The following is a 14059-nucleotide window of genomic DNA, read 5'->3' as shown; positions in this document are numbered from 1 at the left end:
CTGGAGATCTCTGCATGACCGACCGTTCCGACCTCTCGAACCTTCCGTCCTACCGGCAGCCCCGCCGATCCGTTTTCTCGGCCCGCAAGATCGCGCTGATGGCCTCGGTCGTCGCCGGCCTCGGCGCCGCCGTCTACGGCTTCGGCACGTCGACCTCGCCGGCCGACCTGTTCTCAAGCCCGGCGCATGCACAGGTCAACAACGAGGTCCGCAAGGTCGAACGTCCCGTCGGTTTCGCCGATGTGGTCGAGCGCGTGAAGCCCTCGGTGATTTCGGTGAAGGTCAACATGAAGGAGAAGACCGCGAGCAACGATGACGGCGATGACGCGCAGTCGCCGTTCCAGCCGGGCTCGCCGATGGAGCGGTTCTTCCGCCGCTTCGGCGGTCCGGATGGCATGCCGGGCCTGAAGGGTGGTGGCGGTCGTGGCCGCGTCGTGCAGGGCCAGGGCTCCGGCTTCTTCATCTCGGCTGATGGCTTTGCCGTGACCAACAACCACGTGGTCGACGGCGCCGACAAGGTCGAAGTCACGACCGACGACGGCAAGACCTACACCGCCAAGGTGATCGGCACCGACCAGCGCACCGACCTCGCCCTGATCAAGGTCGAGGGCAGCTCGAACTTCCCGTTCGCGAAGCTTGCCGACGGCAAGCCGCGGATCGGCGACTGGGTGCTCGCGGTCGGCAACCCGTTCGGCCTCGGCGGCACCGTGACTGCCGGCATCGTTTCGGCCAGCGGCCGCGACATCGGCAACGGCCCCTATGACGATTTCATCCAGATCGACGCGCCCGTGAACAAGGGCAATTCCGGCGGTCCCGCTTTCGACACCAACGGTGAGGTGATGGGCGTCAACACCGCGATCTACTCGCCTTCCGGCGGCAGCGTCGGCATCGCGTTCTCGATTCCCGCGAGCACTGTGAAGAGCGTGGTGGCGCAGCTCAAGGACAAGGGCTCGGTCAGCCGCGGCTGGATCGGCGTGCAGATTCAGCCGGTGACATCCGACATCGCCGACAGCCTTGGCATGAAGAAGGCCGAAGGTGCGCTGGTTGCAGAGCCGCAGGCGAATGGTCCGGCGGCCAAGGCCGGCATCGAGTCCGGTGACGTGATCACGTCGGTCAACGGCGAACCGGTCAAGGACGCACGCGAGCTCGCCCGTACCATTGGCGGCCTGGCGCCCGGCGCGACCGTGAAGCTCAACGTGCTGCACAAGGGCCAGGACAAGGTGGTGAACCTTACTCTCGGCCAGCTGCCGAACACGATCGAGGCCAAGGCCGACATCGACAAGGACAGCGGCAAGGGTGCGAGCCGCGGCACCGACGTGCCTAAGCTCGGCATGACCGTCGCGCCCGCCGATTCCGTGGCCGGTGCCGGCAAGGAAGGCGTCGTGATCACCGAAGTCGATCCGAAGAGCGCGGCTGCCGAACGCGGCTTCAAGGAAGGTGACGTGATTCTCGAAGTCGGCGGCAAGAGCGTGAGCACCGCCGGTGAAGTCCGCGACGCCATCAACATGGCGCGGACCGACAACAAGAACAGCGTCCTGATGCGGGTGAAGAGCGGCGGTCAGTCGCGCTTCGTCGCCGTGCCCATCGCCAAGGGTTAACCAAGGGCTGACCCAAGGGCTCGGCCTCAGGAGGCCTCCGAGATGAAGGGTGTCGCCGGCATCAGTCGCCCCCGCCGACGGCGCCCTTCGGGGGAGCAGCGCAACGTTTGCTTCCCCTGTCTACCTTCCGGTGGAATACGCCCCCCTCCGTCGGAAGGCCTAGGGCGGTGAAGTCCCCCCAGCTTCACCGCCCGCCTTTTTCTCGATGCCAGAGTCTCTCACTCGGCTTGCATGCGATTGCCGCTCGCGCCATGTTTAGAGAAGGTTCACTCCCTTGACCGTTGCCGAACGCACGATGCGCCTCCTCATCATCGAAGACGACCGCGAATCCGCCGACTACCTCGTGAAGGCGTTTCGCGAGGTCGGGCACATTGCCGACCACGCCGCCGACGGCGAGGAAGGCCTCGCCATGGCGGAGAACGGCGATTACGACGTGCTGGTGGTCGACCGCATGCTGCCCAAGCGCGACGGCCTGTCGGTGATCGGCGCGCTCCGCGACAAGGACGATTCGACGCCGGTGCTGATTCTCTCCGCGCTCGGCCAGGTCGACGACCGCATCAAGGGCTTGCGCGCCGGCGGCGACGACTATCTGCCGAAACCCTATTCCTTCGCCGAGCTGTTGGCCCGGGTCGAGGTGCTGTCGCGCCGCCGCGGCGGTCCGGCCGAGGACACGCTGTACCGCGTCGGCGATCTCGAGCTCGACCGGCTCTCCCATCGCGTCGCGCGCGGCAAGGACGAACTGACGCTGCAGCCGCGCGAATTTCGCCTGCTCGAATATTTGATGAAGCATGCGGGCCAGGTGGTGACCCGGACCATGCTGCTGGAGAACGTCTGGGACTATCATTTCGATCCGCAGACCAACGTGATCGACGTGCACATTTCGCGGCTGCGCTCCAAGATCGACAAGGGTTTTGAGCGGCCGCTGCTGCACACCATTCGCGGCGCGGGATATATGATCCGTGACGGCATTCGGTAAACTCGTCCGCACCACGGCATTCCGGCTGACGCTGGTCTATCTGCTGTTGTTCGCGATGTTCGCAGCTTCGCTGCTGGCTTATTTCGCCTGGAATACGCGGCGGCTGATCACCGAGGAAATCACGCAGACGGTCAATGCCGAGACGTCGGAGATCAACGAGATCTACGGCCGCCGCGGCTTGCGTGCTCTCGTGCTCGCGATCGAGTACCGGGCGTTGCGGCCGGGCGCCAACCTCTATCTGGTGACGACGCCGACGGGCCAGTCGATCGCCGGCAATGTCGGCTCGCTGGCGCCCGGCGTGATGGCGACGCGCGGCTGGTCCGAGACCGCCTACCGGCGGATCGAGGATGCCGATGATCGGGACCATCTTGCGCTCGTTCGCGTCACCGAATTGGAAAACGGCTTCCGGCTTCTGATCGGACGCGATCTGGCCGAGCGGCGACGGCTGTTCGGCATCGTGGCGAAGGCCGCGCAATGGTCGATCCTGATCGTCGTGGTGCTCGGCCTGGGCGGCGGCATCTTCGTGGCGCGCAGGGTGCTCAGGCGCATCGATGCGATGAGTGGCACGGCCCATCGCATCATGACCGGCGATCTCAGCGAACGCCTGCCGGTGGGGCGTAGCGGTGACGAGCTTGACCGCCTCGCCGAAAATCTCAACGCCATGCTGGAGCGTATCGAAGCGTTGATGGCGGGGCTGAAGGAGGTCTCCGACAACATCGCTCATGACCTCAAGACGCCGCTGACGCGCCTGCGCAACCGCGCTGAGGAGGCGCTGGCGAAATCGGGCGGCGAGGCCGATTACCGCGCCGCGCTTGAGCGGACCATCGAGGAATCCGACGGCCTGATCCGCACCTTCAACGCGCTTCTGATGATCGCGCGCGCCGAGTCAGGGCAGGCGCGCGGGAACATGGATGATTTCGACGCCGCCGACGTCGCCAACGGTATTCACGAGCTCTACGAGCCGCTGGCTGAAGACGACGGCATGACCTTGAAGGTCAGGTGCGAGCCGACGCCGGTTCACGCCAACCGCGAATTGATCAGCCAGGCTCTCGCGAATCTTGTCGAGAATGCGATCAAATACGGCAAGCCGGCCGCGCAGCCGGCGGGAACTGTGGTCAGCATGGAGGGCAGGCAGATCACGATCGAATCGAGGCGCGAGGGCGATCAGGTGCTTCTCAGCGTCACCGATCGCGGTCCCGGCATCCCCGAAGCCGACCGCAAGCATGTGGTGGAACGATTCGTGCGGCTGGAAGCGAGCCGCACGCTGCCTGGATCCGGCCTCGGCCTCAGTCTCGCCTCCGCGGTCGCGACATTGCATGGTGGTGAGTTGAGGTTGAGTGACGCCCAGCCCGGGCTTGTCGCCACGCTGGTGCTGCCGGCGCGAGCGGGGGTCGGCGACAGGGTTGCTCCGCCAATGCAGGATGTGCCACAGAAGGTGGCATGAACCATTCCGCGCCGGGAAACGCGGACAAGCATGGTGAGAGACTGGCCGCACGCTTCGCGGAGGCTCCCCATATTGCCGCTTCCGTCACCGACCAAGGACGTTTTGAAAGCTGGCTGGCCGAGCTCGAGCCCGCGCAATTCACCCGTCTTGAAGCGCTGTTGGCTCAGCCCTTCGCGCGGGACATCCTGGCCGGCATCGCGGAATTCTCGCCTTATCTGTTCGAGCTGGTGCGCGCTGATCCACAGCGCCTGATCCGGCTGCTGGAATGCGATCCGGATGCGCATCTCGCCGCGCTGGTCGCGGAGGCGAACGGCGCCGTGCTCGCGGCATCCGATGAAGCCGAGGTGATGCGGCTGCTTCGCCGCATGAAGGCGGAGGCCGCGCTGCTGATCGCACTGTGCGACATCGGCGGGGTCTGGCCGGTGATGCGGGTGACCGCAGCGCTCACCGATGTCGCGGTGTCCTCGGTGCGGGCGGCGCTTCAATACCTCCTGCGGCAGGAAGCCGCACGTGGCAAGCTCTTGCCGTCCAATCCCGAGGCGCCGGAGGAGGGCTGCGGGCTGATCGTGCTTGCGATGGGCAAGATGGGCGCAGGCGAGCTGAACTATTCCAGCGACATCGATCTCATCGTGTTCTTCGATGCCGACCATACGACGCTGGCCGCGGATATCGAACCCCAGCCATTCTTCGTGAGGGTGACGCAGGGGATGGCACGCATTCTCCAGCAGCGCACCTATGACGGCTACGTCTTCCGCGTCGATCTGCGCCTGCGTCCCGATCCGTCCTCGACGCAGGTGGCGATTTCGCGCGACGCCGCGCTGAACTATTATGAGCGGGAAGGGCGTACCTGGGAGCGCGCCGCGATGATCAAGGCGCGAGCCTGCGCCGGCGATCCCAAGGCGGGTAAGGCGCTGCTCGCGGAGATCGCGCCCTTCGTCTGGCGCAAGCATCTCGACTTCGCCGCGCTTGCCGACGTTCACGACATGAAGCGACAGATGCAGACCTATCGCGGCCAGAGCGAGGTTGCGGTCGAAGGGCATAACGTGAAGGTCGGGCGCGGCGGAATCCGCGAGATCGAGTTCTTCGCCCAGACCCAGCAATTGATCGCCGGGGGGCGACATCCCGAGTTGCGCGTGCGGCCGACGCTCGCCGCGCTTGGCGTGCTCGCTTCCAGCAACTGGATCACATTTGCGGCGCGTGACGAGCTGACCACGGCGTACCAATTCCTGCGCCGGGTCGAGCATCGCCTCCAGATGATCGCCGACGAGCAGACCCACACGCTGCCCGAGGATAAGGAGGCGGTCGAGCGTTTCGCCTGGTTCTTCGGCTATCCGGATCGCGAGGCCTTTGCCCGCGACCTTTTACGCCAGCTCGAGATCGTCCAGGGCCACTACGAAAAACTTTTCGAGGGCGACGATCCGACCGGCACGGCCAAGCTTCCGGCGCTCGACTACAGTGCGGGTCCCGACGATCCGCGGCTGCTTCAGCATCTGGCGACGCTCGGCTTCAAGAAGCCTGCCGCCGTCGCGCAGACCGTGCGCGACTGGATCACCGGCGAGTACCGCGTCTTCCGCGTCGAGGCGACGCGCAACGCATTCGTCGAATTCGTGCCGGCCCTGATCGACGGTCTCGCTCATGCCGAGGAGCCGGATCGGGCCGTCGTGGCGTTCGACCATTTCCTTGGGGCACTCCAGCGCGGCGGCCGGCTGATCACGCTGCTCGGTCAGAACCGCGATCTCGTCGCGCTCGTGGCCCTGGTGCTGGGCGCGGCACCCCGGCTCGGCGAGATGCTGGCGCGGCAGCCGCAGCTCATGGACGGCCTGATCGATCCGCGCTTCTTCGGCGCCATGCCCGACCGGCAGGAATTGTCGGGGCGGCTCGCGAGTACAGTGCAGGACGCCGGCTCTTACGAAGAGTTTCTCGACCGCCTGCGCCTCTTCGGGCAGGAGAGCCTGTTCCTGATCGGTACGCGCATTCTCTCGGGCACGGTCTCGGCGCAGCAGGCGAGCACCGCATTTGCCGACGTCGCCGAGGGCATCGTCCATACCGTACATGGTCTCGTCGCCGACCGCTTCGCCGCCCAGCACGGCCGGATCAGGGGCCAGGAGACCGCGATCATCGCGATGGGCCGGCTCGGTAGCCGCGAGATGACCGCGTCGTCCGATCTCGACCTGATCCTGCTTTACGATTTCGACAGCGACAATCCGGACTCCGATGGTGCGAAGTCATTGCAAGGCGCACATTACTTCGCCCGCTTCACCCAGCGCTTGATTAGTGCGTTCACGACGCGCACCAATTACGGGGTGCTCTACGAGATCGACATGCGGCTGCGCCCCTCGGGGCGTGCCGGCCCCGTGGCCTCGAGCCTCGTTTCGTTCGCGGACTACCAGGCCAACGAGGCCTGGACCTGGGAGCACATGGCGCTGACCCGCGCGCGCGTCGTGTCGGGTTCGCTCGAATTCCGGGAGCGGATTGAGCGCGTCATCCGCGATGTCCTGACCCGCCGCCGCGACGCCGGAATCACCGCCAACGATGTTGCCGACATGCGGCGTGCGATTGCCCAGGAGAAGGGCGAGGCTGATTGCTGGGATCTCAAATATGCCGCCGGCGGCATGGTCGACATCGACTTCATCGCGCAATATCTCCAGCTCGTGCATGCTCACGAGAAACCGGAGATTCTCGACGTCGCCACGACGCAGGTGCTGGAAAATGCATGCAGGCTCGGCGTGCTCGCACAATCGGAGACCGAGATATTGCGTGCCGCAGCGCGGCTCTATCACGATTTGACGCAGATCCTGCGGCTCTGCGTCAACGATCGGTTCAAGCCGGAAACCGCGGGCACCGACCTCCTGCGCGTGATGGCACGCGCGGGCGATGCGCCGCATTTCTCCTCGCTGGAGGCGCGCGTGAAGGAGACGCAGAGCGAGGTGCGCCGCGTCTTCAGGGCGCTGCTGGAAGGGACGTCGTCGGCTTCAGCGAAGTGAGTGCCTCAAGCACGTTCGGCTCGAGGCCCGCGCCGCCGGCGTCGAGATGGGCGAAGATCGCGCGCTTCATCCGCGGATCCCAGAACTTCTTGATGTGGTCGGCGATCCCCGGCACGGCCTTGTCGTGACCCTGACTCCGGAAGAACGTGCCGATCTGGTTAGCCATGTAGATCAGGCGGTCAGGCGACATCGGCAACCTCCGTGGCATGACGGGCGACAACCCGGCCGCCATGCGAAAACACTTCGAACCCGTCCTGGCGGGCAATGGCAATCAGCGTGATGCCGGCGGCCTCCGCGGTGCGCACCGCGAGTGCGGTCGGCGCGGAGACGGCGACCATCACCTGCGCGCCGATGGCGGCGGTCTTCTGCACCATCTCGATAGAGACGCGGCTCGTCAGCAACACGATGCCGCCGCTTGCAACCGTGCGGCTGCGCGCCAGCGAACCGGCGAGCTTGTCGAGCGCGTTGTGGCGGCCGACATCCTCGCGCAGCGCGACGATACCGCCGGCAGGCGACCAGAATGCGGCGGCGTGAACGGCGCGGGTTTGCAAATTGATCGATTGCAGTGGTGCGATGGTCTGCATCGCCGCCATCACCTGCCCGGGCGTAAACGTCTGCCCCTGCGGCACGACCGCCGCTGGCCGCACGGCCTCCGCGATCGAGTCGATGCCGCAAATGCCGCAGCCGGTCGGGCCGGCGATGTGGCGGCGACGCTCGCTGATGCGCGCGGCATCTTCCGACGCAAGCCACATGCGCAGCTCGATGCCCTCGTCTAGGCGGACCACCTCGAGTGACTTGATGTCATCGACCGATTTGATGATGCCTTCATCCAGGCTGAAGCCAACCGCAAAATCCTCGAGGTTCTGCGGCGTTCCCATCATGACGGCGTAGGTGCCGCCATTGTAGGTCAGCGCCAGCGGCGTCTCCTCCGGGATCAGCCGCGCTCCTTCGGACACGACACCGTCGCGCCAGATCTCACGGTCGATAGCCTGGACCGGCACGTGCATGCCGCTACTCCGCGGCCTCGGCCGGCGCGATGCGGCGGGAATGCCGCGCCTGCGCGTCGTAGGCCTTCTGCCAGTCAGACGGGCCGTTCGACGGCGAAATCTGCACCGCCGTGACCTTGTATTCGGGGCAGTTGGTCGCCCAGTCCGAATAGTCCGTCGTGATGACGTTGGCCTGCGTGTCCGGATGATGGAACGTGGTGTAGACGACGCCTGGGGCGACGCGATCGGTGATCTCCGCACGCAGCGTGGTCTCGCCGGCGCGGCTCTTCAGCCGCACCCAGTCCCCGTCGCGCACGCCACGCTGTTCGGCATCGTGCGGATGGATCTCCAGCCGATCCTCGGCATGCCAGACCACGTTTTCGGTGCGCCGGGTCTGCGCGCCGACATTGTACTGGCTGAGAATGCGGCCCGTGGTGAGCAGCAGCGGATAGCGCGGGCCGGTGCGTTCGTCGGTCGCGACATATTCGGTGACGACGAACTTGCCCTTGCCACGGACGAAGCCGTCGATATGCATCACCGGCGTGCCCTCAGGCGCCTTTTCGTTGCAGGGCCACTGCACCGAGCCGAGCTCGTCGAGCTTGGCATAGGAGACGCCGGCGAAGGTCGGGGTCAGCGCCGCGATCTCGTCCATGATCTCGGAAGGATGGCTGTAGGTCATCTCGAAGCCCATGGCCTTGGCAAGGCCGATGGTGACCTCCCAGTCGGCGAGGCCGTTCTTCGGCGTCATCACCTTGCGGACGCGCTGGATGCGGCGCTCGGCGTTGGTAAAGGTGCCGTCCTTCTCGAGGAAGCTGGAGCCCGGCAGGAACACATGGGCGTAGTTCGCGGTCTCGTTCAGGAAGAGGTCGTGGACGATAACGCATTCCATCGCCGACAGTGCCGCCACCACATGCTTGGTGTTGGGATCAGATTGCAGGATGTCCTCGCCCTGCACGTAGATCCCCATGAACGTGCCTTCGACCGCGGCGTCGAACATGTTGGGAATGCGCAGGCCGGGCTCGGGGTTAAGCTTGACGTTCCACAGCGCCTCAAACTGGTCACGCACGGCATCGCCCGAGATGTGGCGATAGCCGGGGAGCTCGTGCGGGAACGAGCCCATGTCGCAGGAGCCCTGCACGTTGTTCTGGCCGCGCAGCGGGTTCACGCCGACGCCGGGACGACCGATATTGCCTGTGGCCATCGCGAGGTTCGCGATCGCGATCACGGTGGTCGAGCCCTGGCTGTGCTCGGTGACACCAAGACCGTAATAGATCGCGCCATTGCCGCCGGTGGCGTAGACGCGCGCTGCTTGGCGCAGATCGTTCGGATCGACGCCGGTGAGGATGGCGGTGGCTTCCGGGCTGTTGTTCGGCTGGCCGACGAACGCCGCCCATTCCTCGAACTCGTTCCAGTCGCAGCGCTCGCGCACGAAGGCTTCGTTGGCGAGGCCTTCGGTGACGATCACATGCGCCAGCGCCGTCATCACCGCGACGTTGGTGCCGGGCATCAGCGGCAGGCGCAGCGCCTTCACATGCGGCGATTCGACCATCTCGGTGCGGCGCGGATCGATCACGATCAGCTTGGCGCCCTGGCGCAGTCGCTTCTTCAGGCGGGAGGCGAACACCGGATGGGCCGAAGCGGGGTTGGCACCAATGACGACGACAACGTCGGTGTCCTCGACCGAGTCAAAATCCTGCGTGCCGGCGGAGGTACCGAACGTGGTCGAGAGGCCATAGCCGGTCGGGGAGTGGCAGACGCGAGCGCAGGTGTCGACATTGTTGTTGCCGAAGCCGGCGCGGATCAGCTTCTGCACCAGATAGGTTTCTTCATTGGTGCAGCGGGACGAGGTGATGCCGCCGATGGCGTCGCGGCCGTATCTCTTCTGGATGCCGCGCATTCTGTCGGCGGCAAACGAGAATGCCTCGTCCCACGACACTTCGCGCCAGGGATCCTCGATCCGCTCGCGGATCATCGGGTTGAGGATGCGCTCCTTGTGGTTGGTGTAGCCCCAGGCGAAGCGGCCCTTGACGCAGGAATGGCCGCGATTGGCCTTGCCGTCCTTGTACGGCACCATGCGGACGACTTCCTCGCCGCGCATCTCGGCCTTGAAGGCGCAGCCGACGCCGCAATAGGCGCAGGTGGTGACGACCGAGTGTTCGGGCTGGCCGATCTCGATCACGGATTTCTCGGTCAGCGTCGCGGTCGGGCAGGCCTGCACGCAGGCGCCGCAGGAGACGCATTCGGAGCCGAGGAAGCTCTCGCTCATGCCGGGCGAGACGCGGCTATCGAAGCCGCGGCCGGAGATCGTCAGCGCGAAGGTGCCTTGCACCTCCTCGCAGGCGCGGACGCAGCGCGAGCAGACGATGCACTTGGAGGGATCGTAGGTGAAGTACGGGTTGGACTCGTCCTTCGGCATCCAGGCGGCGTTGATCTCGCCATTGGACTTGCCGGGTGTCTTGGCGAAGACGTGGTTCTCGCCCTCATAGCCGTAACGCACGTCGCGCAGGCCTACGGCGCCCGCCATGTCCTGCAACTCGCAATCACCGTTGGCACCGCAGGTGAGGCAGTCGAGCGGATGGTCGGAGATGTAGAGCTCCATCACGCCCTTGCGCAGCTTCTTGAGCCGCTCGCTCTGGGTGTGCACGATCAGGCCGGACATGACAGGCGTGGTACAGGAGGCCGGCGTTCCGGCGCGGCCCTCGATCTCGACGACGCAAAGGCGACACGAGCCGAACGCATCGACCATGTCGGTCGCGCAGAGTTTCGGGATCTGGTGGCCGGCGTCCATCGCCGCCCGCATGATCGACGTGCCCTCAGGCACCGTGACCTGGTTGCCGTCGATGGTCAGCGTCACCATCGTTTCCGATTTCGAGCGCGGCGTACCGAAGTCGATTTCTCCGATCAGAGACATTGTCGTTCTCCTATTCCGCGGCCTGAAGCGTGGTCGGGGCCGGGACGAAATCCTCCCGGAAGTGCTTCAATGCGCTGAGCACGGGGTAGGGCGTGAAGCCGCCGAGCGCGCAGAGCGAGCCGAATTTCATGGTGTTGCAGAGATCTTCGACGAGTGCGAGGTTCTCGCTCACGCGCTCGCCGTTGATGATCTTCTCGATCGTCTCGACGCCGCGGGTCGAACCGATCCGGCATGGCGTGCACTTGCCGCAGGATTCGATGGCGCAGAATTCCATGGCGAAACGTGCCTGCTTGCGCATGTCGACACGATCGTCGAACACGACGATACCGCCATGGCCGATCAGGCCGTCGCGCGCGGCGAAGGCCTCGTAGTCGAACGGTGTGTCGAACAGCGCGCGCGGGAAGTAGGCGCCCAAGGGACCACCGACCTGCACCGCGCGGACCGGACGGCCCGTGAACGTGCCGCCGCCGATGTCGTCGACGAGCTCGCCGAGCGTCACGCCGAACGCCGTCTCGAACAGCCCGCCGCGGCGAATGTTGCCGGCGAGCTGGATCGGCATCGTACCGCGCGAGCGGCCCATGCCGAAATCGGCATAGGCCTTGGCGCCCTCGGCCAGGATGAAGGGGATGGCGGCGAACGACAGCACGTTGTTAATGACGGTCGGCTTGCCGAACAGGCCGCGATGCGCGGGCAGTGGCGGCTTTGCGCGCACGAGGCCACGGCGGCCTTCGAGGCTTTCCAGCAGCGAGGTCTCTTCGCCGCAAACGTAAGCCCCGGCGCCGACCCGCACTTCGAGATCGAAGCTGTGCGTGGAGCCACCGATGTTCGCGCCGAGATAGCCGTCGCGCTTCGCAGCCTGGATGGCCGCATTCATCGCCTCGACCGCGTGCGGATACTCGCTGCGGATGTAGATGTAACCCTTGGTCGCGCCGACCGTGAGTCCGGCGGTCGTCATCCCCTCGATGACGAGAAAGGGATCGCCTTCCATGATCATGCGGTCGGCGAAGGTGCCGCTGTCGCCTTCGTCGGCGTTGCAGACGATGAACTTGCGATCCGCTTTCGCCTGCGCGACAGTCTTCCACTTGATGCCGGTCGGGAAGCCCGCGCCGCCGCGACCGCGCAGGCCGGACGCGGTCACTTCATTGAGGATCGCTTCCGAGCCGAGCGACAGCGCGCGCTCCAGGCCCTTGTAGCCGCCATGGGCGCGGTAGTCGTCGAGCGAGCGCGGGTCGATCACGCCGCAGCGCGCGAAGGTCAGGCGGGTCTGGCGCTTGAGCCAGGGGATCTCGTCGGTGGCCCCAAGCCGCAGCAGATGCGGCGTGTTGCTCGCGAGCGCGTCGAGCAGGGAGGGCACATCGGTCTCGGTCACAGGGCCGAACGCGATCCGGCCCTGCGGCGTCGCGACTTCGACCAGCGGCTCGAGCCAGTACAGGCCGCGTGAGCCGGTCCTGACGATCTCGACGGCAATGCCACGCTTGGCCGCAGCCTGCTCCAGCGCCAGAGCGACCTCGTCGGCGCCGACCGCAAGCGCACCCGCATCGCGAGAGACATATAGACGGATGCTCATCGCTGCGCCTCCGCAACGAGAGCATCGATGCGCTTTTCATCGAGTCGGCCGACCAGCCGGCCGTCGAGCATCGCGGACGGCGCGGTTGCGCACAGTCCGAGGCAGTAGATCGGCTCCAGCGTGACGCGGTCATCGGCCGTGGTGTGGCCGAGCGAGACGCCAAGCTTCGCCTCCGCACGCGCAGCCAGCGCGTCACCGCCCGCCGCCTGACAGGCCTCCGCGCGGCAGAGCTTCAGCACATGGCGGCCGGCCGGCCTGTGGCGGAAATCATGGTAGAACGTGAACACGCCGTGCACTTCGGCGCGGGACAGATTGAGCGCCTGCGCCACCATGGGAATGGCTGCCGCCGGCACGTAGCCGAACGCCTCCTGAAGCGCGTGCAGGATCACCAGCGTCGCGCCTTCCTGCTTGCTGTGTTCGGCAATGATCTCGGCGCCGCGCGTTTCGTCCCAAGGCTCGTAAACCGCTGTCATTCTCGTTCTCAACCGGAGCGTCTGCTCAGGGCAAACTATTTGGAATCATTCGAAGATCAATAAAGCTGTCTCATGCTGCGATTGCGGATTCCAATCGATTTGCGATGGCAATCATTCGATTTGAAATTGTGATTGGAGCCGTCCGCCGGCCGGTTTTTACGTGTTGGGAGGGGGGAGGGCATGCTAGCTTGCATGCCACCACACGATCCGAGGGGACGAACGGTTGCTCGACAAGCTTGAACTGCTGCTGGCGCTGGCGAAGGAACGGCATTTCGGCCGGGCTGCCGAAATGTGCGGCGTGACGCAACCGACGATGTCGACCGGGCTGAAGCAGCTCGAGGAGATCCTCGGCGTGATGCTGGTCCAGCGCGGCTCCCGTTTCCAGGGTTTTACGCCGGAAGGCGAGCGGGCGCTGGATTGGGCGCGGCGGATCGTCGGCGATGCCCGCGCGATGCGTGATGAGATCAACGGGCTGAAGCATCAGCTCTCCGGCGAGATCCGTATTGCCGCAATCCCTACCGTGCTGGGCATGGTCGCTGCGCTGACGACGCCTTTCCGGGCCAGGCATCCCGAGGTGCGTTTCCGCATCCAGTCCACCACCTCATCCGAGGTGCTGGGGTTGCTCGAGAATCTCGAGGTGGATGCGGGGCTGACCTACATCGAGAACGAGCCGATCGGCAAGGTGCGCACCATCCCGCTCTACAGCGAGAGCTATCGTCTGCTCACCGCGCCGGATGGAATGTTCGGCGATCGCGAGACGGTGACGTGGAAGGAGGTCGGGCAGGTGCCGCTGTGCCTGCTGACACCCGACATGCAGAACCGCCGCATCATCGACCGCGCGTTACGTTCGGTCGGCGCCGAGGCGACGCCGACCTTGACCTCGAATTCGCTGCTGGTGCTGTTCACGCATGTGAAGACGGGGCGCTGGGCCAGCGTGATGCCGGCCAAGCTCGCCGAGACGCTCGGCCTTTCCGATACGGTGCGCTCGATCCCGATCACCGATCCCGATGTCAATTACAGCATCGGCATGGTGATCCCACAGCGTGATCCGATGACGCCGCTGATCGCGGCGCTAGTCAACGTCGCGCGGGAAGTCGCGCCGTCGCTGCAATCGTAGCAA

General features: G+C 65.6%; 10 protein-coding genes. 5 read left to right on the top strand and 5 right to left on the bottom strand.

Features of this window, described 5'->3' with window-relative positions:
- Positions 1-14 precede the first annotated feature (14 nt).
- From GWG67_RS03415 to GWG67_RS03400, 4 genes are all read left to right on the top strand, one after another.
- Positions 15-1598, top strand: coding sequence for a Do family serine endopeptidase (locus GWG67_RS03415; protein ID WP_275167735.1), 1584 nt, complete (start codon positions 15-17; stop codon positions 1596-1598).
- Positions 1599-1893: 295 nt separating this feature from the next.
- Positions 1894-2574, top strand: a complete 681-nt coding sequence (locus GWG67_RS03410) for a response regulator transcription factor (protein WP_035969420.1) — start codon at positions 1894-1896, stop codon at positions 2572-2574.
- Complete coding sequence (locus GWG67_RS03405) at positions 2558-4018, top strand: ATP-binding protein (protein ID WP_275167733.1); 1461 nt, start codon at positions 2558-2560, stop codon at positions 4016-4018. The genes GWG67_RS03410 and GWG67_RS03405 overlap by 17 nt, the downstream gene beginning before the upstream one ends.
- Complete coding sequence (locus GWG67_RS03400; protein WP_275167732.1) at positions 4015-7002, top strand: bifunctional [glutamine synthetase] adenylyltransferase/[glutamine synthetase]-adenylyl-L-tyrosine phosphorylase; 2988 nt, start codon at positions 4015-4017, stop codon at positions 7000-7002. Before GWG67_RS03405 ends, GWG67_RS03400 begins: the two co-directional genes overlap by 4 nt.
- On the opposite strand, the gene GWG67_RS03395 is transcribed toward GWG67_RS03400, so the two are convergent.
- From GWG67_RS03395 to GWG67_RS03375, 5 genes are read right to left on the bottom strand one after another with little or no spacing between them, the layout of a single operon-like run.
- Positions 6959-7192, bottom strand: a complete 234-nt coding sequence (locus tag GWG67_RS03395) for a formate dehydrogenase subunit delta (RefSeq protein WP_275167731.1) — start codon at positions 7190-7192, stop codon at positions 6959-6961. The two genes, GWG67_RS03400 and GWG67_RS03395, sit on opposite strands and share 44 nt — an antisense overlap.
- Positions 7182-8009: a formate dehydrogenase accessory sulfurtransferase FdhD gene (gene fdhD / locus GWG67_RS03390; protein ID WP_275167730.1), complete on the bottom strand. Its 828-nt coding sequence runs from the start codon at positions 8007-8009 to the stop codon at positions 7182-7184. Before fdhD ends, GWG67_RS03395 begins: the two co-directional genes overlap by 11 nt.
- A 4-nt stretch (positions 8010-8013) precedes the next feature.
- Complete coding sequence (fdhF, locus tag GWG67_RS03385) at positions 8014-10899, bottom strand: formate dehydrogenase subunit alpha (RefSeq protein ID WP_275167729.1); 2886 nt, start codon at positions 10897-10899, stop codon at positions 8014-8016.
- A gap of 10 nt (positions 10900-10909) precedes the next feature.
- Entirely contained in the window at positions 10910-12466 is a 1557-nt protein-coding gene (locus tag GWG67_RS03380; RefSeq protein ID WP_275167728.1) for an NADH-quinone oxidoreductase subunit NuoF, read from the bottom strand.
- Positions 12463-12939: a formate dehydrogenase subunit gamma gene (locus GWG67_RS03375; protein ID WP_275167727.1), complete on the bottom strand. Its 477-nt coding sequence runs from the start codon at positions 12937-12939 to the stop codon at positions 12463-12465. The genes GWG67_RS03380 and GWG67_RS03375 overlap by 4 nt, the downstream gene beginning before the upstream one ends.
- 223 nt (positions 12940-13162) lie before the next feature.
- Between GWG67_RS03375 and GWG67_RS03370 the strand changes: the two genes are divergently transcribed.
- Positions 13163-14056, top strand: a complete 894-nt coding sequence (locus tag GWG67_RS03370) for a LysR family transcriptional regulator (protein WP_275167726.1) — start codon at positions 13163-13165, stop codon at positions 14054-14056.
- Positions 14057-14059 lie beyond the last annotated feature (3 nt).

The sequence above is a fragment of the Bradyrhizobium sp. CSS354 genome (genome assembly GCF_029051725.1).
Lineage (GTDB): Bacteria > Pseudomonadota > Alphaproteobacteria > Rhizobiales > Xanthobacteraceae > Bradyrhizobium.
Note: the sequence above shows the minus strand (reverse complement) of the source record. Positions and strands in the feature narration are given on the sequence as shown.